Origin of the sequence: Pelagibacterium luteolum (assembly GCF_900100665.1) — a bacterium.
In the GTDB taxonomy this organism is placed as follows: Bacteria; Pseudomonadota; Alphaproteobacteria; order Rhizobiales; family Devosiaceae; genus Pelagibacterium; species Pelagibacterium luteolum.
This window is the reverse complement of record NZ_FNCS01000007.1, coordinates 32,986-59,639: the sequence shown is the minus strand read 5'-3', so window position 1 is coordinate 59,639 and position 26,654 is coordinate 32,986. Positions and strand designations below refer to the sequence as shown.

At 62.1% G+C, this 26,654-nt stretch carries 30 protein-coding genes; 12 read left to right on the top strand and 18 right to left on the bottom strand.

Annotation, left to right across the window (positions count from 1 at the left end):
- Positions 1-26 precede the first annotated feature (26 nt).
- From BLR31_RS12570 to modA, 5 genes are all read right to left on the bottom strand, one after another.
- A complete protein-coding gene (locus BLR31_RS12570) occupies positions 27-1,202 on the bottom strand; it encodes a mandelate racemase/muconate lactonizing enzyme family protein (protein WP_090596890.1) in 1,176 nt (391 codons plus the stop codon).
- Positions 1,203-1,217: 15 nt separating this feature from the next.
- The gene (locus BLR31_RS12565) at positions 1,218-1,889 is read right to left on the bottom strand and encodes a GntR family transcriptional regulator (RefSeq protein WP_090596888.1); all 672 of its coding nucleotides are present in this window, start codon (positions 1,887-1,889) and stop codon (positions 1,218-1,220) included.
- Positions 1,890-1,990: 101 nt separating this feature from the next.
- Entirely contained in the window at positions 1,991-3,076 is a 1,086-nt protein-coding gene (locus tag BLR31_RS12560) for an Ldh family oxidoreductase (RefSeq protein WP_244505051.1), read from the bottom strand.
- 120 nt (positions 3,077-3,196) lie between these two features.
- The gene (gene modB, locus BLR31_RS12555) at positions 3,197-3,892 is read right to left on the bottom strand and encodes a molybdate ABC transporter permease subunit (protein WP_090596886.1); all 696 of its coding nucleotides are present in this window, start codon (positions 3,890-3,892) and stop codon (positions 3,197-3,199) included.
- Positions 3,889-4,584: a molybdate ABC transporter substrate-binding protein gene (modA, locus tag BLR31_RS12550; protein ID WP_090597043.1), complete on the bottom strand. Its 696-nt coding sequence runs from the start codon at positions 4,582-4,584 to the stop codon at positions 3,889-3,891. The genes modB and modA overlap by 4 nt, the downstream gene beginning before the upstream one ends.
- 269 nt (positions 4,585-4,853) lie before the next feature.
- Here modA and BLR31_RS12545 point away from each other — a divergent pair, with 269 nt between their 5' ends.
- Positions 4,854-5,774 carry a GGDEF domain-containing protein gene (locus tag BLR31_RS12545; protein WP_090596884.1) on the top strand — a complete coding sequence of 307 codons (921 nt, stop codon included), beginning with the start codon at positions 4,854-4,856 and terminating at the stop codon, positions 5,772-5,774.
- 3 nt (positions 5,775-5,777) lie between these two features.
- Here the strand turns inward: BLR31_RS12545 and BLR31_RS12540 are convergent, their stop codons facing one another.
- Positions 5,778-6,137 carry a winged helix-turn-helix domain-containing protein gene (locus BLR31_RS12540; RefSeq protein ID WP_090596882.1) on the bottom strand — a complete coding sequence of 120 codons (360 nt, stop codon included), beginning with the start codon at positions 6,135-6,137 and terminating at the stop codon, positions 5,778-5,780.
- A 2-nt stretch (positions 6,138-6,139) separates the two neighbouring features.
- Positions 6,140-6,775 carry a bifunctional 4-hydroxy-2-oxoglutarate aldolase/2-dehydro-3-deoxy-phosphogluconate aldolase gene (gene eda, locus BLR31_RS12535; RefSeq protein WP_244505049.1) on the bottom strand — a complete coding sequence of 212 codons (636 nt, stop codon included), beginning with the start codon at positions 6,773-6,775 and terminating at the stop codon, positions 6,140-6,142.
- Between the two features lie 134 nt (positions 6,776-6,909).
- On the opposite strand from eda, the gene nadA reads away from it, so the two are divergent.
- The gene (gene nadA, locus BLR31_RS12530) at positions 6,910-7,977 is read left to right on the top strand and encodes a quinolinate synthase NadA (RefSeq protein WP_090596880.1); all 1,068 of its coding nucleotides are present in this window, start codon (positions 6,910-6,912) and stop codon (positions 7,975-7,977) included.
- Between the two features lie 284 nt (positions 7,978-8,261).
- Here the strand turns inward: nadA and BLR31_RS12525 are convergent, their stop codons facing one another.
- A complete protein-coding gene (locus BLR31_RS12525; protein WP_210183922.1) occupies positions 8,262-8,654 on the bottom strand; it encodes a VOC family protein in 393 nt (130 codons plus the stop codon).
- A 59-nt stretch (positions 8,655-8,713) separates the two neighbouring features.
- Between BLR31_RS12525 and BLR31_RS12520 the strand changes: the two genes are divergently transcribed.
- Entirely contained in the window at positions 8,714-10,303 is a 1,590-nt protein-coding gene (locus BLR31_RS12520) for an L-aspartate oxidase (protein ID WP_090596879.1), read from the top strand.
- On the opposite strand, the gene BLR31_RS12515 is transcribed toward BLR31_RS12520, so the two are convergent.
- Complete coding sequence (locus BLR31_RS12515; RefSeq protein WP_090596878.1) at positions 10,300-11,259, bottom strand: carbohydrate kinase family protein; 960 nt, start codon at positions 11,257-11,259, stop codon at positions 10,300-10,302. The two genes, BLR31_RS12520 and BLR31_RS12515, sit on opposite strands and share 4 nt — an antisense overlap.
- Before the next feature lie 193 nt (positions 11,260-11,452).
- On the opposite strand from BLR31_RS12515, the gene BLR31_RS12510 reads away from it, so the two are divergent.
- Both BLR31_RS12510 and BLR31_RS12505 read left to right on the top strand, forming a co-directional pair.
- Positions 11,453-11,845, top strand: a complete 393-nt coding sequence (locus tag BLR31_RS12510; protein WP_090596877.1) for a GNAT family N-acetyltransferase — start codon at positions 11,453-11,455, stop codon at positions 11,843-11,845.
- Between the two features lie 5 nt (positions 11,846-11,850).
- Complete coding sequence (locus tag BLR31_RS12505) at positions 11,851-12,054, top strand: SlyX family protein (RefSeq protein WP_090596876.1); 204 nt, start codon at positions 11,851-11,853, stop codon at positions 12,052-12,054.
- Positions 12,055-12,057: 3 nt separating this feature from the next.
- Here the strand turns inward: BLR31_RS12505 and BLR31_RS12500 are convergent, their stop codons facing one another.
- A complete protein-coding gene (locus BLR31_RS12500; protein WP_090596875.1) occupies positions 12,058-12,594 on the bottom strand; it encodes a thermonuclease family protein in 537 nt (178 codons plus the stop codon).
- Between the two features lie 90 nt (positions 12,595-12,684).
- Positions 12,685-14,160 carry an NAD-dependent succinate-semialdehyde dehydrogenase gene (locus tag BLR31_RS12495; protein ID WP_090596874.1) on the bottom strand — a complete coding sequence of 492 codons (1,476 nt, stop codon included), beginning with the start codon at positions 14,158-14,160 and terminating at the stop codon, positions 12,685-12,687.
- Between the two features lie 153 nt (positions 14,161-14,313).
- Here BLR31_RS12495 and BLR31_RS12490 point away from each other — a divergent pair, with 153 nt between their 5' ends.
- Together BLR31_RS12490 and BLR31_RS12485 are read left to right on the top strand one after the other, a co-directional pair.
- Positions 14,314-15,069: a GntR family transcriptional regulator gene (locus BLR31_RS12490; RefSeq protein ID WP_090596873.1), complete on the top strand. Its 756-nt coding sequence runs from the start codon at positions 14,314-14,316 to the stop codon at positions 15,067-15,069.
- 101 nt (positions 15,070-15,170) lie between these two features.
- Positions 15,171-16,079: a VOC family protein gene (locus BLR31_RS12485; RefSeq protein WP_090596872.1), complete on the top strand. Its 909-nt coding sequence runs from the start codon at positions 15,171-15,173 to the stop codon at positions 16,077-16,079.
- A 4-nt stretch (positions 16,080-16,083) separates the two neighbouring features.
- On the opposite strand, the gene BLR31_RS12480 is transcribed toward BLR31_RS12485, so the two are convergent.
- Positions 16,084-16,458, bottom strand: a complete 375-nt coding sequence (locus BLR31_RS12480; RefSeq protein WP_090597039.1) for a RidA family protein — start codon at positions 16,456-16,458, stop codon at positions 16,084-16,086.
- Between the two features lie 120 nt (positions 16,459-16,578).
- On the opposite strand from BLR31_RS12480, the gene BLR31_RS12475 reads away from it, so the two are divergent.
- On the top strand, positions 16,579-16,872 hold the full coding sequence (locus BLR31_RS12475) for a GNAT family N-acetyltransferase (protein ID WP_090596870.1): 294 nt from the start codon (positions 16,579-16,581) through the stop codon (positions 16,870-16,872).
- On the opposite strand, the gene BLR31_RS12470 is transcribed toward BLR31_RS12475, so the two are convergent.
- The 4 genes from BLR31_RS12470 to BLR31_RS12455 form a co-directional block, all read right to left on the bottom strand.
- A complete protein-coding gene (locus BLR31_RS12470; RefSeq protein WP_143009387.1) occupies positions 16,873-18,627 on the bottom strand; it encodes a GGDEF domain-containing protein in 1,755 nt (584 codons plus the stop codon).
- Positions 18,628-18,708: 81 nt separating this feature from the next.
- Positions 18,709-19,314, bottom strand: a complete 606-nt coding sequence (locus BLR31_RS12465; protein ID WP_090596867.1) for an alpha/beta hydrolase — start codon at positions 19,312-19,314, stop codon at positions 18,709-18,711.
- A 3-nt stretch (positions 19,315-19,317) separates the two neighbouring features.
- The gene (locus tag BLR31_RS12460; RefSeq protein WP_090596865.1) at positions 19,318-20,250 is read right to left on the bottom strand and encodes a VOC family protein; all 933 of its coding nucleotides are present in this window, start codon (positions 20,248-20,250) and stop codon (positions 19,318-19,320) included.
- Between the two features lie 98 nt (positions 20,251-20,348).
- Positions 20,349-21,029 (bottom strand): helix-turn-helix transcriptional regulator, encoded by a 681-nt coding sequence (locus BLR31_RS12455; protein ID WP_090596863.1) that lies wholly within the window; start codon positions 21,027-21,029, stop codon positions 20,349-20,351.
- Between the two features lie 117 nt (positions 21,030-21,146).
- Here BLR31_RS12455 and BLR31_RS12450 point away from each other — a divergent pair, with 117 nt between their 5' ends.
- The gene (locus BLR31_RS12450; RefSeq protein ID WP_090596861.1) at positions 21,147-21,716 is read left to right on the top strand and encodes a flavin reductase family protein; all 570 of its coding nucleotides are present in this window, start codon (positions 21,147-21,149) and stop codon (positions 21,714-21,716) included.
- Here BLR31_RS12450 and BLR31_RS12445 read toward each other — a convergent pair.
- Together BLR31_RS12445 and cutA are read right to left on the bottom strand one after the other, a co-directional pair.
- Positions 21,686-23,584: a potassium/proton antiporter gene (locus BLR31_RS12445; RefSeq protein WP_090596859.1), complete on the bottom strand. Its 1,899-nt coding sequence runs from the start codon at positions 23,582-23,584 to the stop codon at positions 21,686-21,688. The two genes, BLR31_RS12450 and BLR31_RS12445, sit on opposite strands and share 31 nt — an antisense overlap.
- A gap of 132 nt (positions 23,585-23,716) precedes the next feature.
- Complete coding sequence (gene cutA, locus BLR31_RS12440) at positions 23,717-24,040, bottom strand: divalent-cation tolerance protein CutA (RefSeq protein WP_090596857.1); 324 nt, start codon at positions 24,038-24,040, stop codon at positions 23,717-23,719.
- 111 nt (positions 24,041-24,151) lie between these two features.
- On the opposite strand from cutA, the gene BLR31_RS12435 reads away from it, so the two are divergent.
- Genes BLR31_RS12435 through BLR31_RS12425 form a run of 3 tightly spaced genes read left to right on the top strand, consistent with a single transcriptional unit; the run spans position 24,152 to position 26,627 of the window.
- Positions 24,152-24,988 (top strand): ABC transporter substrate-binding protein, encoded by an 837-nt coding sequence (locus tag BLR31_RS12435; protein WP_244505048.1) that lies wholly within the window; start codon positions 24,152-24,154, stop codon positions 24,986-24,988.
- Positions 24,989-25,035: 47 nt separating this feature from the next.
- Entirely contained in the window at positions 25,036-25,881 is an 846-nt protein-coding gene (locus BLR31_RS12430; RefSeq protein ID WP_244505047.1) for an amino acid ABC transporter permease, read from the top strand.
- Positions 25,878-26,627 carry an amino acid ABC transporter ATP-binding protein gene (locus tag BLR31_RS12425; protein WP_090596851.1) on the top strand — a complete coding sequence of 250 codons (750 nt, stop codon included), beginning with the start codon at positions 25,878-25,880 and terminating at the stop codon, positions 26,625-26,627. Before BLR31_RS12430 ends, BLR31_RS12425 begins: the two co-directional genes overlap by 4 nt.
- Positions 26,628-26,654: the final 27 nt, after the last annotated feature.

Here is a 26,654-nt window from a genome sequence, read left to right as displayed (position 1 = left end):
CCCCGCCGTCATGCCCGATGTCGGTATCAGGCGCTCTTTTGCGCCTCGATGGCTTCGCGCAGCAGATAGCCATGCGCGTCGCGTCCCTTGAGACGGCTGTCTTCGGGGTTCTTGATTTCGCCGTCCTTGAGGGCGTCGTATTTCGGCGTGAAGCCCAGGCCCGGACGATCCGGGATGGTCATCTTGCCGTTGACGGGGTCCGGCGTGCCGTCAAAGAAGTGCTTGCCGGTCATCCACATGCCGTAGTGGAATTCGACGGGGCCGCCATTCATGACACCGGCAAGGATGTGCATGTTAAAGATCGGCCAGCCGCCGCCATTGGCCATGGGCAGGTTGAACGCCTGCGCCAAATGGGCGGCCTTGAGGGCTTCGGTATAGCCGCCATTGTAGAGAACGTTGGGCTGCAGCACGTCGACGGCGTGGTGCATGACCAATTCGCGGAAGCGCCAGCGCCAGCCTTCCATCTGCCCGGCAGCAATCGGCACCTGAACGCGGGAGCGCAGATCGGCCAGAGCGCGGGCGTCGTTTTGCTGGATGGGCTCTTCGAACCATTTGAGGTTGCAATCTTCGACGCCCTTGGCGAGCATGAACGCATCGTGCGGGTTGAACCAGCAATTGGCGTCGATCATCAGATCCACATCGGGGCCGATGGCGTCGCGGGCGGCCTGCACGCGGCGGATGTCGTCCTTCCAGGTGCGGGTGGGCTCGCCACCGACAACCATCTTCAGCATGGTGTGGCCCTCGGCCAGGAACTTCTTGGCGTAGTCGGCGATCTGCTGTTCGTCAAAGAACGGGTAGCCAAAGGTCGCGTAGGTCATCGCTTCGCGCGAATAGCCGCCCAAAAGCTCGGAGATGGACTGGTTGGCATCCTTGCCGCGCAGATCCCAGCAGGCGATGTCGATGGCCGAGAGCGCGTTGACGATGACGCCGGTGTAAGAGCGGTTGTTGAGCTGCTTCCAGACTTTTGAGTGGATCGCCTCGGTGTGGCGCACATCCATGCCCTTGATGAGCGGGAAGATGTGCTCGCGAATGCAGGGCATGGTGGCCCATGGCAGGAACGAGCCGGTGACGCCCATGCCCTTGCGGCCGTCTTCGAGCTCGATTTCGACGAAAACGAACATGCGCGTTTCAATCGATTCCCCGATGCCGGGCAGGTCGATCTCGTGCCGGTGCAGGCTTGTAGTGATATTGGCGATCTTCAAAGTCTTGTCTCCTCGCTAGATTGTCTTTGTCTCAGCGGCATCCTCTTTGAGCGAGGACAGCCAGCGTCTCTTGCCGTGGAAAACGTGCTCTTCGCCGAGCCGGCGGGCGCGCTCCACATCACCGGCGGCGATGGCGGCAACCATGTCGCGGTGTTCTTCATTGGTCTGGGCCGGGGCATGAAGCGAGCGGCGCAGGAAATGGGTTTCGCGGATCAGATCGTCATAGATCCGGCTCGAACAGGCATGATCGGCGACCTGGGCGATCAGCCCATGGAAAGCGAGGTTGGCCTTGTAATAGGCAAGGATGGCGCGCTGTCCGATCGCCTCTTCCATTTCGACGATCAGATGATTGAGTTCGGCGATCACGCTGTCCGTGCGGCGTTCGGCAGCGCGGGCGCACATCAACCCGGTGAGGAGAGCGCGAACGTCGTAGTTTTCCGAAATCTCGGTTTCCGAAAGCTCGCGGACGAACACGCCACGGGCGGGAACGGCAACGAGAAGACCGGCCTGCACCAGGGCACGGGTCGCTTCGCGGACCGGGCCGCGGCTGACGCCCAATTGCTCGGCGAGGATATATTCATTGACCTTGCTGCCCGGCTCGAGCTGGCCCGACATCACCAAGCGTTCGACCTCGCGATACACCTGAGACGACAGGCTTTCGGCACGCTGGAGGGGTTTGACGGGCATGGGGATCACTCTCGCTGATTGGGCAGTCTCCCGATCCTCGTCAGTCTTCAATAAACTGTCAACAGTTTTCAAAACCATGGTTGTGCCGCTCCGCCCCTGTCTCATCCTGCCCGGCTCATCTGGTCCTCAAACAGCCAGCGCGCGCCAGATTCAGAGGCGATATCCTTGAGGCGTTGATAGAGGCCCGGGCCAATGGGAATGCCTTCGGCGCTGCGCTTTGCCTTGATGGCACGCTCGGGATCGCCGGCGACCTGCACGGGCTGTGCGGCATCGACGGCGGGCGTTGCGCGCAGATCGTCGGAAAAGCGCTGCACGTCGGCGGAGAAAGCATCGAGGGGGCGGAACAAATTGGGGTCGATGACGAGGAAGAAGTGCCCGACATCAAGCCCCTTGGGCTGTCTGGAATGCATCGGATCGGTGATCAGCGTCGAGCCGGACAGGCAGGACGCAAGGATGTTGACCATGGCGGCAAGGCCGTAGCCTTTGTAGCCTGCGGTTTCCGCGCCACCGCCGAGCGGGGAGAGGAAGCCGCCATTCATGACGACCGAAGGATCGAGCGTCGGGCGGCCCGAGGTGTCGAACCCCCAGCCCGGCGGCATCTCTTGCCCCTCAACGATCTTGTTGCGCACCTTGCCCGAGGCGACGGTCGTCGTCGCCATGTCGAGCACGAAGTGACGCCCATCGGCGCTCGGCGCGGCAAAGGACCATGGATCGGTCCCCAGCCGCGCCTGAGATCCACCGGTGGGAGGCACGCGGATGCCGAAAACCGAAGTGGCGGCCATGGCGATCAGACCCCCGTCGGCGGCGCGGGTGGTGAAAAAGCCAAGGGCTCCGAAATGGCCCGAATTGCGCACCGAGACCGCGCCGATGCCATTGGATTTGGCTTTGGCGATGGCGACGTCGATGGCTTGTGTGGCCGTGGCGTGGCCGAGACCACCATCGCCGTCGAGGAGGGCGCTGACCGGCGTTTCCTGGACGATATGGGGCGTGGGCGCGAAATTGATGGGGCGGGTCGCGCGGCGCTCGTCGTATTCGACCAGCATCGCGATGCCGTGGCTCTCGATGCCGTGCAGATCAGCCCAGGCGAGGACGCGCGCCGAAGCACGGGCGCGCTCTTCCGGCATGCCCCAGCTTTCGAAAATGGCCGCGGCCTGATCTTCGTGGGTCTGATAGTCGTGGACGATCACCGCTGCCCTCTCCCGATTGTCGACAGTTTACTGCTGCCGTTTTCTGGAGAGTGACTCGGTTTGAGTGCGAACAAAAGCTTGGTTTGAGTTTAATCAAAGCAAGCACAAAGTTTGTCGCCACTACCGTGAAGTGCCCGGCTGAACCTGGGCGATGCGGCGGTCGACGCTCATTGTGATGGCGAGGGTGATGAAGGCGAAAACCAGCATGCCGAGTGCCACGATGTGGGCCTCGGTCCAGCGCAATTGCTCGACATAGTCAAAGATCGCGATGGAGAGGACCTTGGTCTGGCCGGGGATATTGCCACCGATCATCATGACCACGCCGAACTCACCCACCGTATGGGCAAAGCCAAGGACCGTGGCGGTGAGATAGCCCGGGCGCGCCAGGGGAAGAATGACGAGAACGAAGGCTTTCCTGAAATCAAAGCCTAGGGAAAATGCGGCTTCGAGCGGTCCCGACCCCAGCGCCGCAAATGTGTTGCGCAGCGGCTGGACGACGAAGGGCAGTGAATAAAACACGGACCCGATGACGAGACCGGGAAAGGTGAAGGCGAGCGTGCGCCCGCCCCAGCTCGAGGCGATCCAGCCGCCGGGGCCGTTGGCGCCGAGCGCGATGAGCATATAGAAGCCGAGCACCGTCGGCGGCAAAACGAGCGGCAGGGCGACGAGCGCGTTGACGATAATTGTCCAGCGCGATTTCGACCGCGCCAGCCACCAGGCGATCGGCGTGCCGATGACGAGGAGGACGATCGTGGTGATGAAGGCGAGCGAAAGCGTGAGCTTGATCGCCGGCCAGATGTCCCAAAAGAGGCTCACTCGGTAAATCCATAGCCATAGGATGCGATGATCGCTCGGCCCGTTTCCGAGCCAAGGAATGCGAGGAATTCGGCGGCGGCCGCGTTGTCCGCAGAGAGCAGCAGCGCGTCTTGGGTGATCGGGGCATAGAGGTCTTCGTCGACGATCCAGCGCGAGCCATCATCGCGGTCGGCGATCTGGGAAAGGGCGACAAAGCCCAATTCGGCATTGCCCGTGGCAACGAACTGATAGGCCTGCGAGATGTTCTGGCCGATGACCAGCCGGTCGGCGAGCACTTCGGTCAGGCCGAGAGCCGCAATGACCTCCAACGCGGCGGCGCCATACGGAGCGGCCGCAGGCTCGGCGATCGCGAGACGCTCGAAATCGCCCTCAAGGCTTTGAGGACCCGTCACCGTATCGGGCTCGATCGAGAAGAGGACGAGCTTGCCGATAGCATAGGTGAACTCGCTGCCGATAACGCCGATCCCCTCATTAACGAGGCGGGCAGGCGTGGCCGAGTCGGCCGAGAGCAAGGCATCGAACGGCGCGCCCTGGGTGATTTGGGCATAAAACTGGCCGGTTGCGCCGAAGGAAAAAGCAATGCTCTGGCCCGTCTCAGTGGAGAAGGCGGCGCCCAGTTCTTCAGCTGCGGCGGTGAAATTGGCGGCGACGGCGATCTGAGCGTCCTGCGCTTGCACGGCGCCAAAAGCCATGAAGGTGGACGCCGCGATGACGGCTGAGGAGGCGAGGCGCACGAGCGTCCCTTCGATATGTACAACAGAACATATCGAAGTTTGCACAGCGCGGCGCTCACCACAACCGATATGTTTCTCCTGCCATATCGCTTTCGCGGGGCACGAAATGCTGGGCAGTGCGTTAGGACGGTGTTCAGCATAACAGGCGCCGGGCGCAAAATGGTCAAACTTCCATACCCGGCCTGCATTATGGATGGCACCAGATTCGCGACAGGAGGCTATCCCACATGCACGAGGCAGTTCTCGCCCGCTCGAGCCGGACCGACACGATCACGATCTATGAATGGATCAGCCGCCTGGCTCACCCGAAAAGCTTCATGGGCAAGCTGTTTCTGATCTGCTTTTTCGGCACCCATGTGCCACTGATCGGCTTTTCGATCTTCATTGTCTTCGCGACCGAAATTACCCTTGCCGAAATCTGGCCCCAGATGCTCGTGCTGCTGTTGGCGACAATAGCGGCGTTTGCGACGACGCTGTTTCTGGTGCACCACCTTCTGGCGCCGGTGCGGCTGGTGAGCGGCGCCATGGAGACATATGTCAAGACGCGGGCCCTGCCGAAACTGCCACTGCACCACGCCGACGACATGGGCCTCATGATGCGCAATGTGCAATCGGCGCTCGAAGAACTCGATTTTGCCATTCGCACCACCGATGCCAAGGCCAATGTCGACTTTCTCACCGGGCTGGGCAACAAGCGCTGGCTCAACACGCGCGGTGCCTTTGCCTTCGATCTGGCGCGGCGGCGCAATGAAAAGCTGTCGGTGATCGTTTTCGATATCGATCATTTCAAGACGCTTAATGACACATATGGGCACGCGAGCGGCGATATCGTGCTCAAAGATGTAGGCGAATTCGTTCGCGAGCACGTGCGACCACAGGACATCGTGGGCCGAATCGGGGGCGAGGAATTCTGCATCCTCGCCGTTGGCTGCGACCGGCTGGAGGCAGCGGCGATCGCGGAGCGCATTCGCAGCGCGTTTTTCGACCACGGGTTCCAGCTTCCCGGGCTTGCGCATGTGACGGCGAGCTTTGGCGTCGCTGAGATGAAGCCGGAGGCCACGACGCTCGATGACGTGATCGCGGCAGCGGACAACGCGCTCTATGAGGCCAAGGAGGCGGGCCGGGATCGGGTGATGTGCGCGGCTTGAGCGCTATTTTGGTAAAAGCGACCTGAGCGCCGCGACATCGTCGGCGATGGCTGCTGCGGATTTTTCCGCCATGGCGCGATAGTGGGAGAGAACGGCGCGGCCGGCATCGGTCAACTGTGCCCCACCCTGCCCCGAGCCTCCGCGTGAGGTTTCCACGAGCGGCGCGCCGAAGCCATCATTGAGCGCCTGAACGAGACCCCAGGCGCGCTTATAGCTCATGCCCATCCGCTTGCCGGCAGCCTGGATTGAACCGGTGGCTTCGATGCCTTCCAAAAGATCAGCGCGACCCGGCCCGATATAGAAATTTTCGCTCAGCGTGATCCGCAGATGGCCAAGGCCCGAAACTGGAACGGGCCGTTTCACACTCAGGCCGAAAGCGTTGCCGCCTCGGCGGCGAGAGCCTGGATCTTGTCGAAATCACCTGCCGCGATAGCATCATTGGGGACGACCCAGGAGCCGCCGACGCAGATGACGTTGGGGAGCGCCAAATAGGTTTTCGCCTTGGCCAGATCGATGCCGCCGGTGGGACAGAAGATGAGGTCGGCCAGAGGTGAGGCGAAGGATTTGAGAACCGGCGCTCCGCCCATGGCTTCGGCGGGGAAGAATTTGAGATAGGTGTAGCCCATCAGCGATGCCGCCATGGCCTCGGTGGGCGACGCGATGCCCGGCAGGAGAGGGATCGAAATGTCTTCGGCCGCTTCGAGCAGCGCGACGGGTGCGCCGGGCGAAACCATGAACTGGCAGCCCGCATCGCGCGACGCCTTCATATCCTTTTTCCGACGCACGGTGCCCGAACCGACGACAGCGCCTTTGACCTTGGCCATCTCTTCCATGACTTTGAGCGCATTTGGCGTGCGCAGCGTCACTTCGAGATTGGTGAGCCCGCCGGCGACCAGCGCTTCGGCGAGATTTCTGGCCGTTGCGACATCGTCATGGATGATGACCGGCACGACGGGCGCTGCGGAAAGAAGGGTTTTGAGCTTTGCAGCATCCTGGGCCAATTGCGATCTCCGTCGAAAAGTCTTGCACCGTGGCCACCTACTACCATGGGCTTTATTGAATTGGGAACCAAAAGTCCCTAAGTCATCGTCGCGGTCGCGTGCGGCCATGGAGAAGCAGGCGGGGAGCCACTCACATGATGCAGCAAATCAACGCGCTGACACCGATCGATGAGGCGCGTGCAGTGCTCGCCGCCGATTTCGACCTCACGTTTTCCAAAGGCGTGGAAAAGGAAACCCGTCCGGTTTTCGACAAGCTCAAAGACCGCATTCCCGAGGTGGAATGGCCGTTCTATGCGCCACTGATTTTCCAGATCAATAAATTGAAGCGCGAAAAGAACGCGGTGATTCTGGCGCATAATTACCAGACGCCGCAGATCTTTTTCGGCGTTGCCGATATCGTGGGCGACAGTCTGCAACTGGCGATCGAAGCGACCAAAGTCGAGGCGGATACGATCGTGCAGTGCGGCGTGCATTTCATGGCCGAGACGTCCAAGCTTCTCAACCCGTCCAAGACCGTCTTGATTCCCGACAGCCGCGCTGGGTGCTCCCTGGCGTCTTCGATCACGGCCGAGGACGTGCTGGCCATGCGGGCGCAATATCCGGGCGTGCCGGTGGTGACTTATGTGAACTCGTCGGCAGCGGTGAAGGCCGTGACCGATGTGTGCTGCACATCGTCCAATGCGCTGGCCATCGTCGAGGCGGTCGAGGGCGATACGGTGATGATGATCCCCGATCAGTATCTGGCCCAGAACACCGCGAAAAAGACCAAAAAGAAAATCGTCACCTGGGCAGGCGCCTGCGAAGTGCACGAGACGTTCACTGCCGACGACATCGCAGAGCTGCGCGCGGCGTACCCGGGCGCCAAGATCATCGCGCATCCCGAATGCCCGCCCGAAGTGATCGATGCCGTCGATTTCGCCGGATCGACGTCGGGCATGATCGACTGGGTGAAGACCGAGCGGCCGGCCAAGGTTGTGATGGTCACCGAATGCTCGATGAGCGACAACGTCGCCGCCGAAACCGAGGGCGTCGCGTTTTTGCGCGGGTGCAATATCTGCCCGCACATGAAGCGGATCAATCTCGAAAACATCCTCTGGAGCCTGCATACGGGGACCGAGGAAGTGACGATCCCGCAAGAGCTGATGGCCCCGGCGCGGGCGGCTGTTGAGAAGATGATCGGGTTTTCGACCCGGAAGGGCTGAGGCTGGGGCGGCTTTCACTGGCGCTCAACGCGCCCCTCCACCCGAACGCTCTCCCCAAGGGAGAGGGTGTTAGGCGGTGGCAAGAATGACCGATCTCGTTCGGTCTTGAGCTCAATGCCTTTGCCACTCCCTCGGGCGTCGTCCCGGCCTTGAGCCGGGACCCAGTATGCGCCGAGACGGCGGGTTATCCATAAGCGCGGAGCATACTGGGCCCCGGCGCAGGGCCGGGGTGACAGGGTGGTGCGCTTGGTGAGGCTGGGCGGCGTTCACTGGCGCTCAGGGCCCTACTCCAACCGCATCACGAGCATGACGATGTTGGCATCCGGGTCCGAGACAAAAGCGGTGCGCTCGCCCCAGGGTTGGTCGGCGGGCGGGGCGAGGACGGTGATGGCGTCGGCCTCCAGCTCGGCGACACAGGAGTCGACGTCGTCGATATAGATGCACAATTCGATGCGGTGGCCGGTGGCGGGGCGTTGGGGCTGGCCGTGCAGCGGGGTGGCGCTGATGCGGCCGATACCGATTTCGCTGGCGCCGAATTTGAGGGTGAGGAACTCCGGTTCGCCCTCGGGCGGGAACTGATAGCTTTGTTGCCCGCCGAGGCGCTCGCGGTAAAATTGCAGGCTGGCGGCCATGTCCGCGACCGACAGCATGGGCATGATCTCGCTAGCTCTGGACATTTCCCGCTCCACAATCTGGCCCCACTGACGTATGAACGCGCAAAACGGGCGGGGGAGCAATGGACATCTTCGACAATGTCTTTAACGCCGAGGGCGTGGTGATCGTTGGCGCGGGGCTGGCGGGACTGTTCTGTGCCCTCAAGCTTTCGCCGCGGCCCGTGACCGTGCTGTCGCCGATGCCACTGGGATCGGGCGCGTCCTCGGCCTGGGCGCAAGGGGGCGTTGCGGCGGCGGTGGGCAAGGGAGACAGCGCGCATGCCCATGCGCTCGATACCGAAATGGCTGGTGCCGGGATTGTCGATCACGGCGTTGCGGAATCGGTGACGGCGGAGGCGGCGGCGCGGATCGACGATCTGTCGAGTTGGGGCACGCCGTTCGACCGCGACGCGCTGGGAGAGTTCATTCTGTCGCGCGAGGCGGCGCATTCGGCCAATCGCGTGGTGCGGGTTTCGGGCGACCGGGCCGGGCACGCGATCATGCAGGCGATCATCGCCAAGGTGCGGGCGACGCCCTCGATCCGCGTGGTCGAGGGGATAACGGCGGTCGATCTGGCCCATGCGGATGGCCGCATCATCGGTGTGTTCGGGCGCAAACTTGGGGATCGCTATGTCGAGCCGGTGTTCATCAGGGCGCGGGCGACGGTTTTGGCGGCTGGCGGATTGGGTGGGCTTTATGCAGTGACCACCAACCCGCCATCGGTGCGTGGGCACGCCATGGGCATGGCGGCGCGGGCCGGCGCTGTGATCGCCGATCCCGAATTCGTGCAGTTTCACCCTACCGCAATCCTGACGGGCCGCGATCCGGCGCCGCTGGCGACTGAAGCGCTGCGCGGCGAAGGGGCAACGCTGATCAACGAAAGCGGCGAGCGGTTCATGCTCGATATTCACCCCGACGCCGAACTGGCGCCGCGCGATATCGTGGCGCGCGCAAATTTCCGCCAGATCAAGGCAGGGCACAGTGTGTTTCTCGATACGCGGGCCGCGCTGGGGGCGCGGATAATGGACGCGTATCCGACCGTTGCCGAATATTGCCGCGTGGCCGGGATAGATCCGGTCAACGACCCCATCCCGGTGACGCCGGCGGCCCACTATCACATGGGCGGGGTGAAGGTGGACGAAGACGGGCGCTCGTCGCTCCCTGGGCTTTGGGTGTGCGGAGAGGCATCGTGTACCGGGCTGCACGGGGCCAACAGGCTGGCCTCCAATTCGCTGCTCGAAGCCATCGTTTACGGCGCGCGGATCGCCGAGGACATTTCGGGACTGGAGCCCGTGCGCTCCGTGCTGCCGCCGTTCGAGGGTATCGGCTGGGACGCGGAGATCGGGGCGAAGGCCGAGGACGTGCTGCGGAATTTGAGGGCCGTGAAGGATGTGCGCGCGGTGATGAGCGACGATGTGGGCGTCGAGCGTGACGAAGCCGGGCTGCGGCGGGCATTGCAGCGGTTGCTGGAGCTCGAGGAGACGGCAATCGAGGTGACGCGCGCCTATCTCAACATGACGACATCGGCGACGCTGGTGGCGGCGGCGGCGCTCAAGCGTACGGAAAGCCGGGGCGGGCATTTCAGGACCGATTATCCGCAGACGAGTGCGGCGTGGCAGACGCATACGGAAATGACGCTGGCCGAGGCGCGGGCTATTCGGGCGGGGGCTTAGTTCGCGTTGATCACCGCTTCGACTTCAGCGCGCGTGGGCGGGTTGCAGCCGACATAGCCGCAGTTGAGGCCGGCGGTGATGGCGCCGAACATCAGGATGTCGTGCAGCGTCTCGCTGTCGAGGGCCTTGAGCTTGCCGACGGCGAGGACATTGCGGTCGGCAAGGGCAGTCAAGATGCCGGCCATGAGGCTGTCGCCGGCGCCAACGGTGTCACCGAAAATGTCGGGGCGATGGATGGGGGCGCTGGCCTGGGCCGTGGTGGTAAAGGCGCGCGAGCCCTCCTCGCCCATCGTGACGACGACCAGTTCGACATTGGGGCGGGCCAGAAGGGCTGCTGCGTGATCGTCGATGGATTTGGTCGCATCAAGCGCGGCGAGGTCTTCGTCGGAGACTTTGACGATATGGGCAAGGTCGAGGAAAGCCGAAAGGCGCTGTTTGTAGCCCGCAAAATCAGAGATCAGCGAGGGGCGCACATTGGGATCGATCGAGAGCACAATGCCCTGCGCTGCAACCGATTTCACCACGTCGAGCCAGATTTCGGCGTCTTCCGGCTCAATGGGGAGAAAGCCGCCGATCTGGAACAGATCGATGGTCTGGGGCAGCGACGCCATGAGCTTTTCGCGCGAGATATCGCGTTCGGCAGTGCCCTGGCGATAAAACGCATAGGCGGGAAGGCCGCGGGCGTTGCGGGTGACGACGGCGAGCGTCGTGTTACAACCCGAACGGTCCTTGACCAAGGGCACGACGCCGGCCTGGTCGAGCGGCGCCATCAGCAGATCGCCAAACGTGTCGCTGGAGATGGGGCATAGAAAGCCGGCCTCCTGGCCGAGGCGGGCCAAGGCGATGGCGCAATTATAGGGCGAACCGCCCGCATGGGCACCCATTTCCAGATCGCTGCCGAGCGCATGGGGCTTGGCGACAAGATCGATAAGGCTTTCGCCGGCCACAACGAACATGAGGTGTCCTCCCCGAAACTTCGACCGTCTCTTAGCGGCAAGCCGCGCATTCGCCAAGATCACGGCGCAATGTTTGTACGACTAAAGTTCAGGGGTGCGCTTTGTTTGGCACGAGTATGGCTTGCGCATTCCGCGGGCGCCTGTAACAGTCCGCAACCGCTAGACGATCATCCGCAAATCGAGGGATTTTGCCATGGACACCATCGACATTCGCGTCGATCCCTTTCCCACGCAACGCATGCTGTCCGACCTTTGGCGCGCCACATGGGAAATCGACGGGCTCGCCGATTTCCAGTCCGTCCTGACCCGCAGCCTGACCCATGTCGGCGCCTATCTAAACGACGAACTCGTTGGCTTTGCCAATATGGCCTGGGATGGGGGCGTGCATGCGTTCCTGGTCGATGTGTGCGTGCATCCCGACTATCGCGACGGCGGCATCGGCCAGTCCATGGTGGACAAGGCCATCGAAGTGGCGCGCAAGCGCGGCGTGGAAAAAATCCACGTCGATTTCGAGCCGCATCTGCGCGACTTCTATCTCTCCTGCGGCTTCACACCGACCGATGCCGGCGTTCTGACGATCCGGTGACGACGATGAGCGATGAACGATTGACGGCGCTCGAAGAGCGCGCGGCATTTCAGGACAAGACCATCGACGAGCTCAATGACGTGATCGCGGCGCAATGGCGCGAGATCGACAGGCTCAAGCGCCGGCTGCAGGCAATCGACGACCAGATTGCCGCGGTCGAACAGATAGCGCGTTCCGGCAAGGCCGAACCGCCGCCACCGCACTATTAGTCCTCAGCACCAGCCGCGGCGCGCGCCGTCCCAAGGTCGCGCCAGGCCCTCGGCGACGAGCGTCATGCCCAGCGATTGGCCATCGCGGGTGATAACGCGCAGCTTGCGGCCATACTGATCCGCATCGCGATGGTCCCAGCGCCGCATGGAAAAGCCGCCTGCGTTCAGCAGCTCGACCATGCGCAGCGTGGCCCGATCGCCCAGCGCCTTTTCGGCGGGACAGGCAAAACCCCGCACTTCGGGGGTATCAATATCGGCAATGCGGATCGACTGACCCTCGATGCGGATCGTGTCGCCGTCGATAACGCAGGTGCCCCCTGCCCCGGCGCAGACCGCGAAGCGATGGGCGATGAGATCCGGCTGGGCTGTAACGGATGGCGACAGGGCATCGAGGCCAGGAACGCTGACATATCCCTGATCGATGGCGACATAACCGAGCGCGGCAACCGCCATGAGCGCAACGACCAGTTCGCCAAAAATGCCGCGTCGCCGGCGCGCGGCAGCCGCGTTGCGGCTGGCGTAACCACCACCCCTGCTCATGACCCCGAATCCCCTTATAGCCTCATGTGAGGATAGGGGGTGGTGCGCTAACGCCCGGTTAGCGCCAAGCCGGGGACTTTACCGATGGGGTCAGACCGCAAGGCAGAGATATTTGATGTTGAGGTAGTCCTCGATGCCGTATTTCGAGCCTTCGCGGCCAAAGCCCGACTGCTTGATGCCGCCGAAGGGGGCAGTTTCGGTGGAGATCATGCCGGTGTTGATCCCCACGATGCCATACTCGAGCGCCTCGGCAACCTTTGTGACCTTCGAGATGTCCTTGGCGTAAAAATAGGCGGCTAGGCCGAATTCGGTGGCGTTGGCGAGTTCGATCGCTTCCGCGACGGTTTCGAATTTGAAAACCGGAGCGACGGGGCCAAAGATTTCCTCGCGCGCGATCCGCATATCCTTGGTTGCACCGACCAAAAGGGTCGGTGGATAAAAGGTGCGCTCGCCGGTGGGCGCGCCACCCATGAGAATGTCCGCACCCTTCGCCGTCGCATCACCGACCAGTTCGGTGACCTTGGCGACGGCCTTATCGGTGATCAGCGGCCCGAGATTGACGCCCTTCTCCATGCCGTTGCCGAGCTTAAGATCGGCCATCTTTTCCTTGAGGCGTGAAACGAAGGCGTCGTGGATACCCGACTGCACGTAGACACGGTTGGCACAGACGCAAGTCTGGCCGGCATTACGGAATTTCGACGCGATGGCGCCATCCACCGCCGCTTCGACATCGGCATCATCAAAGACGATGAAGGGCGCGTTGCCGCCCAGTTCCATGCTCATGCGCTTGATGCCGTCGGCGCACTGGCGCATCAGGATCTTGCCAACATTGGTCGAGCCGGTGAAGCTGATCTTGGCGACTTTGGGGTTGGAACACAGCTCCTGCCCGATGGCCGCGGAATCGGTGCCGGGGACCACGTTGAAAACACCGGCGGGAAAGCCGGCCCGCTCAATCAACCGTGCCATTGCAAGCGCCGAGAGCGGGGTTTCTGCGGCGGGTTTGCAGACCACAGTACAGCCCACCGCGAGCGCCGGCGCCAGTTTGCGCGCGATCATGGCGTTGGGGAAGTTCCATGGCGTGATCGTCCCGACAACGCCGACCGGCTGCTTGATGACCGAAATCCGGACGTCGGGCGTATGGCCGGGCATGGTGTCGCCATAGACGCGCCGCGCTTCTTCGGCGAACCATTCGATAAAGCTTGCGCCATATAAAATTTCACCGCGTGCCTCGGCCCATGGCTTGCCCATTTCGAGCGTCAGGATGGTCGCCAGATCGTCGGCATTTTCCACCATGAGCTGGAAGAGCTTTTTCATCTTGTCAGCGCGCTGCTTGGCCGATTTGGCCGCCCAGCCCGGTTGGGCGGCGTAGGCGGCGTCGATGGCATCGCGCGTGGCATGGGTCGAAAGATCGGGAATCTGGGCGAGCACTTCGCCGGTCGCCGGATTGTCGACGCGAAAAACCTTGCCGCGGGAGGACACCGTATTCCATTTGCCGTTGATAAACCCGCCCGCGGCGACGAGCGAGGGGTCCTTGAGCTTGTCGGTCAGCGCTGCGGTGAGGGTCATTCCAGCCTCCTGTCGTTGTTCCCGATTGAACGCCCTGCGCGGCGCAAAAGCAATAAGTGGCGAAAAATGTTCGGTTTTTCTGGCACAGCGACTCGTCTTGTCTATAATACCAATTGAGGGGGCCAGTTTGGCCAGGACAAGCTAAGGGGACGCATGGACACGGGCCAGGACACCTACGCCTTTCTGTCACCGGACCCATCTATTCAGCGCGGAAGTCTGGCTGCGCACGTCACCGATCAATTGCGCACGGCCATCATGACGTCCCGGCTCGAACCGGGAACCATGCTCAACAAATCCGAAATCTGCACCCGTCTGGGCGTATCCCGCGCGCCGGTCGCCGAGGCGTTTGCGCGGCTGCAGGCAGAGGGGTTTGTTGATATCCTGCCCCAGCGGGGCACCACGGTGACGTTTCTCTCGGTGCGGGATGTTGAAGAGCTCGTGTTCATCCGCAAGGGACTCGAATGCCATGCAGTCTGGCTTCTGGCCCAGCGCGCTACGCCCGATCTGCTTGATGCGCTCGATGAAAATATCGCCGCCCAGCGCGACACCGCGAATAAGGACGAACGCGATCGTTTTCACGACCTCGACAGCGCCTTCCACGACATGCTGATCAGTTCACTGTCGTTTCGGCGGATACGCGCCATGGTGGAATCGGTGCGCAACAATCTTTCCCGGGCCCGCCAGATGACCAACACGCCCCAGCGTATCGCCATGGGCATCGATGAACATGCCGACATGGTCGACGCGCTGCGTGCTCGCGATGGCAACCGCGCCGCCTGGGTGATGGCGCAGCATCTCGAGGGCATCATCACCGAAGTCGCTCGCTTGTCCCGCGAACGCCCCGAATTGTTCAACGACGACATAACCATTCACGATTCCGGAACGATCCGTCGCGCCCTGTCCTCTTAATCGGGGCCATTGGAGCGATTATGTTGGGAGTTGGAAACGCTGGAGCGCTTCCACGCTAAACCAATCATGCGGACCATCAGGGTCCGCAACCGGAGAGTGTCATGTCCACCACCGCGCCGACCGTCGCCACCCCGCTATTGTTGCCAACAACGACGCGGCTCGGCCCCATCCACATCGCCGTGACCGACCCGGAGCGCGCGCTTGCGATCTGGCGCGACGTCGTGGGACTGACGCTTCTGGCGCGTCATGAGGACCGGCTGGAGCTGGGTGCCGGCGACAGCGTGCTCGTGGTGCTCGAAACGGGCGCGAGTGGGCCGGTGCCCCAGCATACGATCGGGCTTTACCACGTTGCGATCCATGTTCCGACGCGGCGCGACCTTGCGCGTATGCTCAACCGCGCCATTGCGGCACGGGTGCGGATTTCGCCTACCGACCATCTGGTCTCCGAGGCGTTGTACCTTTGGGACCTCGACGGCAACGGCATCGAGATCACGTTCGAAACGCCCTGGCGCGGGCGGTTCGTGGAGCATGACGAGTTGATGGCGATCACCCATGACGGCAAGCCCCATTCCGGGCGCGAGCCGATCGACGTGCCGGGCCTGCTCGCCGAACTCGATGGCGACGAGACACCGATGGCGCCGATGCCCGAGAAAACCCGCATCGGGCACGTGCATGTCCATGTCGACGACCTCGACACCGCGATGGATTTTTATCGCGACAAGCTCGGCTTTGCCGGCCAGCTGCTGTCGCGACGCTACGGCATGGGCGATGTCAGCCTCGATTATGTCCCGCATATCCTTGCGTTCAATATCTGGGCCGGACGCAATCCTTCGCTGCCGCCTGAGGGTGTGGCGGGGCTGCGGTGGTTTGAGATTGTCGTCGAGAGCGATAGGGTGCGCAGTGAGATCCTTGGTCGACTGGAAGCGGGCAACGTGGCGGTGACGCGAATAGAAGGTGGGATAGAGACCCGTGATCCGGCAGGGAACCGCGTCAAGATACTGGTGGGGTGACCGGTCAGGGCCGCCTTGCGATCATGTCGATTTCGACCTTGGCGCCGACCGCGAGGCCGGTGACGCCGACGGTTGTGCGGGCGGGGAGCTTGCCCTGTTCGAAATAGCTCACATAGGTTTCGTTCATTGCGGCGTAATCGCCATCGAAATCTGTGAGATAGATGCGGATCATCGTGACGTTTTCGAGCGCGAGGCCGATACCCTGCAAGATGATCGTGAGATTGTCCATGACCCGGCGGGTCTGGGCGACGATGCCCGCGGGCAGCGGGGCATCGGGATTGTCGGGATCGGTCGGCATCTGGCCGGTGACGAAAATCCACCCATCGGCTTCGACCGCGTGCGAAAATGGAGCCACTGGGCGCGGTCCGCGTTCTATCATGTGATGGATGGGCAGGCTCATCGGATCTCCTTGGGATCGGGTGACATTTGGCGGCACTGTGCTGTGCTGGCCATCCCGCGTCAATAAAGGGCGCTCGCGCAAAACAAAAGGCATTCGCTGATGGCTCAAACCCTCGACATACACCACGAACTCAACGGCAATCATGGACGCTATTGGGCCAAGCTCGACGATGCGCATGAGGCCGAAATGACCTATGTGCGCCGCGAGGACGGATCGATCGTCATCAACCACACGGGCGTGCCGCGCGCTTTCGAGGGCAAGGGCTACGCGCTGCAACTCGTGAAAAAGGCCGTGGACGATGCGCGCGAAAAGGGCTTCAAGATCGTGCCGCAATGCCCCTATGTCGCCGTACAGTTCCGGCGTCACCCCGATTGGGACGATCTGCTGACCTGATCACGCCGATTGCAGGTCGGGTTTGACCTCGCGATCGAAGAGGACAACCCGATTGCGGCCCCCCTCCTTGGCGGCATAGAGCGCGGCATCGGCCATCTCCGTGGCGAGATCGAGCGTATCTTCAGCCTGGATGACGACGGCGCCGATACTGATCGTGATGGCGATTGCCTGGCCCGTGGGCAACGACACCGGCTTGTGCGCCATCATGGAAATCAGCGCCGCCGCAACCTGCGCGAGCCCGTCTGTCGTGCCGCCGCGGATGAGGATGATGAACTCGTCCCCACCCCAACGAGCGCAGAGATCGATCGAACGCAGCGACAGGTTCAAACGCCGTGCCACCTCGACGACGACATGATCGCCGGCAGCGTGTCCAGCCGTGTCGTTGACCGTTTTGAAATTGTCGATGTCGATCAACATCAGCCCATTGGTCTGGCGCGGATCGAGTTCGCGGCGGCGATGCAGGCTGAAGCGCTCTTCAAAGCCGCGCCGATTGAGGATTTTGGTGAGATCATCGAGATTGACGAGGGACTGAAGCTGTTCGGTGCGCTGGCGCACCTGCGCTTCGAGATCGAGGCGCGCTTCGGTTATGGTGTCGGACATTTCGATAAGCGTTCTGGACAGACGCCCGATCTCGTCATTGGAAGGATCGGCAACCATGGTGGCGCGTCGGCCCTCGCGCAGAGCAACAAGGCCGCCCTCGACCTTTTCGAGCCGGGCGAGCACGACGATGCGGAAGATCAGCGACAGCGCCAGCGCCACCGCCAGTAGCACACCCGTAACGCCGAGGGCCATGGGCCAGAAAAGTCCCATATCGATAATGGCGCCCAAATCCATGACGGTGACGTTGTACCAGCCGATATGATTGAGATAGCCGACGCCGACCAGTCGGGGCTCGCCCTCCATATCGAGAATTGCGGTCGTGACGCTTGACGGGTTCTGCCGCGCTGCATTCATCAGGCCGCGCAATGTGGCCATCTCGGCTGGATTGTCGAGAAGTCCGAACACCGTGATTTTCTCGGCGATGTCCTTGGTGATCGAGCGAAAGTCGACGAGGGAGGCGTCGCGGTGAGCCTGAACGGCTCCGCTCTGGTCGACAAAGATCGATTCAATACCGGGCTCGGACAAATCGACGACTTCCCGGATAAAGCCGGACAGATCGAGGCCCGTGCCCACCATGCCGAGCACGCGGCCATTCTCGGTCACGATGCAGTTTATCCAGACCTTGGTGACCGCCAGAACGTCATCGACATTGACGTTGGGGTAGCACCCCTCGCGGCGCTGGGTCGTGGCGTAGTACCAGGAATCGCGCTCCAGCTCGGGGTCTAGGGTATAGCTGAAGGGGTCGTCGCCATAGCTGTTCTGGGCGTCGTTGAAATAGTAATTGCCCGATGCATCGGCGACGACGAACACGCTTTGATCGGAAAACGCTGCGCGGTAGTGCTCCATTTCAGCGAGCCCGCGCTCGCGGGCCACGGGGTCGCTTTCATTTGCCAGCCAGTCGAGCAGAGCTGGCGCACGCACGAAGCTTTCGGCCAGCGACAACTCGCGATTGAGCGCCTCCATGCCGCGAAAGCGATCATACTGAACCTGCCGTTCGGCGATCATCGTGCCGAACTGCAGGGTCAGATGATCAACGATCCGATAAAACGCGAACGCACCCGCAGCGCCAACAACGAGTAATGCCGCCAACACCAGCAGCAAGACCCGTGTGCGTAAGCTGCGACCGATCATCCGGCCTATAAGCGATTGTGCCATCGCCCCAACGATCCCCAAACCCACGCGCAGCGTGCACGCCGGGCAATGGGAAATCGTATCGCTCTAATGGTTACCGCAGCGTCAACCAATTGCCGATTGAACAAAGCTCGCGGCAGCTGCCAGCTCGGTCTGGGTGATCTCATGGCCACCCTCGTGCCAAGCGATCTGGACGCTGGCACCCTGTTTTCCGAACCAGTCGGCCAGGGCCTGGGTCTTTGGCGCGGGGCAGATCGGATCGCGCTTGCCGGCGGTAATCAGCACCTTGCGGCCGGTAAGGCCAGCGACATCGGACGGAATCCACGGGATGAGCGGATGCATGAGAACCGCTGCATCGACCAGATCGGGGCGCGCGATCATCACCGAGGCGAGGATGTTGGCGCCATTGGAATAGCCAAGCGCGACCAAAGGGCCGTCCGATTTCAGGCCTTCAAGAAAGCCCGCCATCTTTTCGGTCCGCAGGCGCAGATCGTCCATGTCATAGACGCCCTCGCCGGTGCGCTTGAAATAGCGCAGCGAACCGCCTTCGGAAACGTCGCCGCGCGGGGCGATCAGCCGAGCATTGGGCAGCAACTGCCGGCCAAGACTGAAGAACTGGTTTTCGTCACCGCCCGTGCCGTGCAGCAGCACAAGCGTCGGCGCTCCGGCTTCGGACGCGGGATGCTCTTTGAAAACATACGTCTCGATCATGGCTTAATCCTTGATTTCAGGCAGGTGCGTTTCGAGCCAGGCGCGACGGTGCTCGTGCTGGCTGGGGAGTTTCAGCGCTTCACCGAGATGTGCGGTGTCCTCATCACGGTCGAAGCCGGGCTCATTGGTAGCGATCTCGAACAGGACACCGCCGGGGGTGCGGAAATAAATCGCGAAGAAATAATCGCGGTCGATGACCGGGGTTACCTGATAACCGGTGTCGAGCAGCGACTGGCGCACCGCCAATTGGGCGTCGCGATCTTCCACGGCGAACGCGATGTGATGCACCGAACCCGAGCCAAGTTCGCCACGCGGCATGTTTGGCAGGGTCTGGAGATCGATGACGTCGGCCCCATTGCCGCCGGGCATCACGAAGCGCTTGATGCCCTTGGCCGTATCGGCGTGTTCGTAACCCATGAATTTGAGCAGTTCTTCGCTGGCCCCGCTGTCGCGAAGGCGCAGGGTGGCGCCGGCAAAACCGCGAATGGCTTCATCACCAGCGACGCTGCCGCCGGTCCACGCGTTGCGCGCGTCGTTTTTGGCTTCGACGAGAGCGAAATGATCGCCATCGACAGCCGTAAAGCGCAGGCGCTTTTCACCGAAGGCTTCTTCGGAAACGACGCCCTCAACGCCCTTTTCGGCAAAGCGCTGCTTCCAGAATTCGAGGCTGCCCTCGGGCACCGAAAACACTGTTTCTCCGACTTCACCCGTGCCGGGCCGGCCGCGGATGATGTGGGGGAAAGGGAAATATGTCATGACCGATCCGGGCGTCCCGGCTTCGTCGCCATAATAGAGGTGATAGACCGACGGCTCGTCGAAATTGACGGTTTTTTTGACCCGGCGCAGGCCGAGCGTGTCGGTGAAAAAGCGGTTATTGGCATCAGCATCGCGCGCCATTGTCGTGACGTGGTGCAAGCCCTTGATCTGATTGAGCATGGTTTCAACTCCAATCTTGTGTTGGAGCCAATATAGGCCAGAGACCGGGATGGATAACCGGCAGTTTGGTTCATTGATTATTCGATATTAGCGAACGGTCAGCCCTTCGATATGCGATAGGCGCAGCGGCGGGCGCCGGCGACGATGTGATCTTCACGAACGACCTCCGCATCGGGGCCAAGCACGTCCTGGAATACGGCGAGTTCGGCGCGGCAGAAGTTTTGGCAGGCTGTGGCGGCAGCGCAGATGGGGCAGTGGTTTTCGTAGAGCTTGTAGCCGCCCTCACCATCGGTCTCCCAATCGGCCATATAGCCCTCGAGAGAGCGCAGATCTGCGAGACGCGCCACGCGCTCGCCAAGTGAGGACGCGCCTTCCATGGCTGCGCGGTAAGCGGTTTTGGTGCGCTCTTCGCGGGTGTCGATGATTGTGGAAAGCGCGTCGGGACCGAAGGCATCGCCGACGATGCCCAACAGTTCGACGGTCAGCGCCGCGTGCGTATCAGGAAACCGAGATTGGCCCTTGGCCGTCAAACGCCAGAACTGGGCGGGGCGCCCTACACCGCGCGACTGGCTCCAGCACTCGACGAGACCGTCTTCGGAGAGGCGCACCAATTGCTGGCGCGCCGCCTCGCCCGATGTGCCCAGCGCCTTGCCCAGCGCAGCAGCCGTCGCGTCCCCATGCATCTTGAGATGAAACAGGATACGCTCACCGGCATTACGCGGCGACCAGTAGGCGATAGGCGCTTGCGGCGAAGGGGCGGTGGGAACGTCTATTGACATGGCTCCAAGCGGACATTTAGAAAGCTCTCACTTGGAAAATACAAAGACCGGCCGCCAAGATCAACCCTTCGCGTTGCGTGACGACCGACTGGCGGCTCAGGTCGCCCAAAGGCATCTATGACCAAACCGCAGCTTTCGACATCGCCCGATACCGCCACCCGTCTCGCCCTGAACTGCGCCGACCATCCCGCGGCGCGCGAAGCGGTGCCCGCGGCGCAATTTACCAGCGCCATGAGCGCCCTTGCGTCGTCTGTCTCGGTGGTGACCGCAGGCGTCGGTGGTGAGCGACAGGGGCGGACGGTGACCGCGTTGCTTTCGCTTAGCGCCGAGCCCCCGGCCATCCTCGTTTCGATTACCCGAGACAGTGCACTGGCGGCGATGATCGAAGAAGCGCAAGCGTTTTCGGTTTCGGTTCTTGCAGCGGATCAGCAATCCGTTGCCGACGCCTTCGCCGGCTTTGGTCCTGCCGAACGCTTTTCTGCCGAACAATGGGAAGCGTGGCCCTCAGGCCAGCCCCGGCTCGACGGGGCGGTTGCGACCCTTGATTGCCGCCTGTCGGGTGCTATCGAGATGGACACCCATGTGCTCTACGCGGGCATCGTGCTTCATACCCAGACCCATCCCGACCGCGCGCCGCTGCTCTGGCACCGGCGCCATTATGCGGTCTTGGATTCCGACGGCGTCTGATCGGCCACAGCGACTTGGTCCTCAGTGACCTGCGTCTCCTGCACAGGCTCCGGGCGGGTCTGCCGCCGGTGACGCGCCATGGCGATACGCCTGCGGACAAGATGCAACAATTCGCGGCCATTGACGAAAAGCGGCACCCTGGGCTTTGGCTCGTCATGATCAATGGCGAGACCTGCCGCCGTCACATTACCATCGACATCAGCATCGTGGACGATCAATTCCAGCGGCCCGATGGCGACGCGGTCACCCTGCTCCGCACCACCGCCCAACCGCTCGCGCATGTATTCTGCGATGGTCTTGTCGAGTGAGATATTGGGGCCGATCGGCGCGTCGTACGCATCCCTGAGCGCCGAGAGCGGACGTTCGGGATTGATCTTGAACTCGCCGAAAAAGTCTTTGTCGTCGGCCTCCACTTTGGTGGGGCTGGCAAACAGCCGGTCGAGGAGGCGCGTATAGCGCGGCGAAATGAACATATAGATGTAGTCGCCGGGCCGGATACGCCCAGCATATTGGTAGCGCATGGAGTGGCCATCGCGCACGATCAGCGATGGCCGCGCCCAACGCGGCAGACGTTCGCCCTCGGCCACCGGGCTGCCCTCGACGACGTGGTAGACGATCAGTTCGTGATGGGCGTTGCCCGGGAGTTCGAGCCCAACGCGCTCGACCGGGCCGATACGCGGCGGAACGATGAGGCCCAGCCATTGCGCCATGGGCTTGATGGTCCACCCCTGGATCAGAAGCGACGTCAGAACGATGATGAAGGCCGTGTTGAACAGCGCCTCGCCATTTTCCAGCTGGGCGATGAGCGGCAGTATGGCCAGAAGGATCGAGACCGCGCCACGCAGGCCCACCCAGGAAATGAAGGCGATTTCGTCGCGGGCGTAGTGGAAGGGCAAAAGGCACAGCCACACGGCGACCGGCCGCGCCACGAACATGAGGACGAGCGCCAGCGCCAGCGCCGGTAGCGCCACCGCTCCAAATTGTGAGGGATAGGCAAGGAGCCCCAGAATGAGGAACATGGCGATCTGGGCAAGCCATGTCATGCCGTCCTGAAACTTGGCCAGCGTGTCGCGCCCACGCACCTTGCGATTGCCCGCCACAAGCCCGGCCACATAGGCGGCCAGGGCTCCCGACCCGCCCAAAAGGCCGGTGAAGGCAAACAAGAGGACGGCCATCGACAGAACGATGATGGGATAGAGCGCGCCTTCAAGCGTAACGCGGTTGATGATGAAGACCATGGCAGCGCCGCCCAAAAGCCCGAGCGCCAGACCCAGCCCCATCTGCAGGCCGAAGCCGGCCAGAAACTGGCTGGTGAGCCCCGAAAGCGAAGCGCCCGAGACCAGCAGTTCGACGAACATGATGGTGAGAAAGATCGCCATCGGATCGTTGGACCCGGACTCCACTTCCAGCGTCGAGCGCACCTTGTCGCGAATGGTGATGCCACCGACGCGCAGGAGGAAGAACACGGCCGCCGCGTCTGTCGAGGAGACGATGGCGCCCATCAGCAATGCCTCGATCCAGCCAAAGCCGAAGACGAGCCGCGCCACCATGCCTACGATTGCCGTGGTGAGAAGGACCCCGACGGTTGCTAGAACGATCGATGGCGCTGCCGCCTGGCGGAAGGATTTGAGCGGCGTGCCGAAGCCGGAATCGAAAAGGATGACCGCCAGCGCGAGCGAGCCGGCGAAATAAGCCATGTTATAATCGGAAAACTCGATCCCCAGCCCGTCGGTGCCCGCGGCGAGCCCGATCCCGAGGAAAATGAGCAGCAAAGGCGCGCCGAAGCGAAACGCGATAAAGCTGGTGAACACTGAAACAACGATGAGGCCGGCGCCCACGAGGAGCAGCGGATAAATCCAGTCGATCATCCTTTAAAGACCCGATCGAAATGTGTGGCAGACGACCGCGAACGGCCTGTAAATCAATAGGGACAATGATTACGGCACCATTGCGCCGCGTCCAGCCCCGCAACGACGAAAATCGCCCGGTGCGACAGAAAGTTATCCCTCGGCGCCAGTCTCGGTATCGATCCAGTCAAGATAGGCCGGATGACCCATCTCGATGGGCGTCGCGACGATCTCGGGCACCTCATAGCTGTGATGCTTTACGATGGCGGCTTCGAGCCTGGAATAGAGGTCGAGGCGACTCTTGAAAGTGAGCATGATTTCATCTTCGCTGTGCAGCGCGCCGTTCCAGTGAAAGTGGCTCGTGACCGGATGCATTTGGACGCATGCCGCCAGCCGCTCCGTCAACACGGCCTCGGCAATGGATCTCGCCTCGTCTTTGGAGGACGTTGTGGTCGTCACCACGATCGCATTGGTCATATTTTCCCTTTCTTATCAAGGCTTGGGCACCAGAGTTCTTGCCAGCAGGCCCATAGCCGATAATATCGCGCGTCATTTCCGAAAACTGTCCTGCCGATGGAGGCTGAGAACATGTCTGGCACTTTGCTCAATACGGGGCGGCTCGCTTTGGTTGCAACTTTGGCAGGGAGCCTTTTGGCGACCGCCGCCATTGCCCAGGAGGGCACCACCGACGACCCGCGCCTGTTCACTCCGGGCCAGTTGACCGTCGCGACATCCGATCCGGTCTATCCGCCCTGGATGATGGACAATGATCCCGCCAATGGCGAAGGGTTTGAAAGCGCGCTGGTCTATGCCATCGCCGAACAGATGGGCTTTGCACCCGAAGACGTGGTCTGGGTGCGCGAGACCTTCGATCAGGCGATCGCACCGGGCGCCAAGGACTATGATTTCGGTATCCAGCAGATTTCGGTCACCGAAGCCCGCTCCGAGATCGCGACCTTCTCGGATGTTTACTACCAGCCTGAAAAGGCCGTCGTCGCCCTGCCCGACAGCAGCGTCGCCAGCGCCACGAGTTTTGACGAATTGCGCGAGGCCAATTGGGGCGTTGCGGTCGGAACCACCGATCTGACCTATCTCCAGGACATCCTGGGCATCGACGACGCTGCGGTTTACGACGATCAGGTCGGCGTGTTCCAGGCGCTGCAGGGCGGCCAGATCGACGCCACCGTCGTAGCGCTCCCCACCGCGCTGTTCGTGACGGCAGTTCAGGTGCCCGACGCTGCGATCACTGCCATCCTGCCCAAGGATGAAAACGACCTCGGCCACGGCCTAATCTTTGAACAGGGCAACGAAATCGTCGGCTGGGTCAACGAAGCGATCGGTGCGCTCGAGGCCGATGGCACGATCGATGCGCTGGTTGCCGAATATCTGATCGCCGATCCCGATCTGCCGGTCATCTCTGAATGACTACTGGCACCGTGCCGGAGACTAAAACGACTGCCGCGGACCCTGACATGGGTTCGCGGCGTACACCGCCGCCGCCCCGCAAGAAAACCCTGACCGCCACCGAGCGCTACGTGCCCTCGGTGATTTCGATCGCCATGGTGCTGATCGTTTTTGGCCTTGTAGCCCAGGTGGTAACCTCGGCCGAGCAATGGCCGCGCATCGCGCGCCAGTTCTTCGATCTCGGTGCGATGGCCACCGCTTTTCCCAATGTACTGCGCGGGTTCTGGATCAACGTACAGGTCTGGGCCGTGTGCCTGTTTTCGATCATGGTGTGGGGATTGGTGCTGGCGCTGATGCGCTCCCTGACAGGACCGTGGTTTGCGCCACTGCGCGTGTTCGTGGTCCTCTATGTCGACCTCTTCCGCGGCCTGCCGGTGCTGTTGCTGGTGCTGATCTTCGGGTTCGGCATCCCGGCGCTCAACCTGCCCGGACTGCCCAATTCGGCGCTGTTCTGGGGCGCAACCGCGATGGTGTTGTCCTATTCAGCCTATACCTCGGAAATCTACCGCTCGGGGATCGAGGCCGTTCACGACGGCCAGCGGGCCGCGGCCAAGGCCTTGGGCCTGAGCCAGTGGCAGGCCATGCTCTATGCGATTTTGCCCCAGGCGATCCGCAACGTCATACCCGTCCACCTCAACCTCGCCGTAGCGCTGCAAAAGGACGTGGCGCTGCTTTCCGTGATCGGGGTGCGCGATGCCGTGCGCGAAGCGCAGATCTATACGGGCATGACCTTCAATTATTCTTCGCTGATCGCGGCGGCATTGCTGTTTCTGGTGGCCACCATTCCCATGGCGCGGCTGACCGATTACATCGCCAAGAAGGATCGCCAGCGACGCCTCATGGGGGCCTTGTGACCACACCACGTATTTCGATCGAAGGTCTCACCAAATATTACGGTGAGGTACTGGTGCTCGACGACGTCAATCTGGCTGTCGCGCCCCATGAGGTTGTATGCCTTATCGGCGCCTCGGGGTCGGGCAAGTCGACGCTGTTGCGCTGCATCAATTTACTGAGCGAGTTCGATTATGGCACCATTTCGCTCGATGGCGTTTCGGTCGAAGACCCGATCTGGGGCCGGAACGGACTCTATCGTCGCGTGGGGATCGTCTTTCAGGCGTATAATCTCTTTCCCCATCTCAGCGTGATCCAGAACATTACGCTGGCACCGCTCAAGGTCCACAAGACCGCAAAGCAAGAGGCGCTTGCCACCGCGCGGGAATTGCTCGCGGCCTTCGGCATGGCCGAATTCGAAAACGCTTATCCCGAGCAATTGTCCGGCGGCCAGCAGCAGCGGGTGGCGATCGTCCGGGCCCTGGCGACGCGCCCGGAAGTGCTGCTGCTCGACGAGGTGACAGCAGCGCTTGACCCTGAACTCGTCGGCGAAGTGCTGGCCATCATCAGGCGACTGAAGACCGAGGGTATGACGATGATCATCGTCACCCATGAAATGGGCTTTGCGCGCGATGTGGCGGACCGGGTGTGCTTTCTGGCCGATGGGCGGATCATGGAAGAAGCCAGGCCCGAGGCACTGTTTTCTGCGCCGCAACACCCGCGCACGCAGAAGTTTCTGCAACGCATCATCGAGGCGGGACGGCTCTAAAGGGGAACCGCGGCATGGGTCCGACGT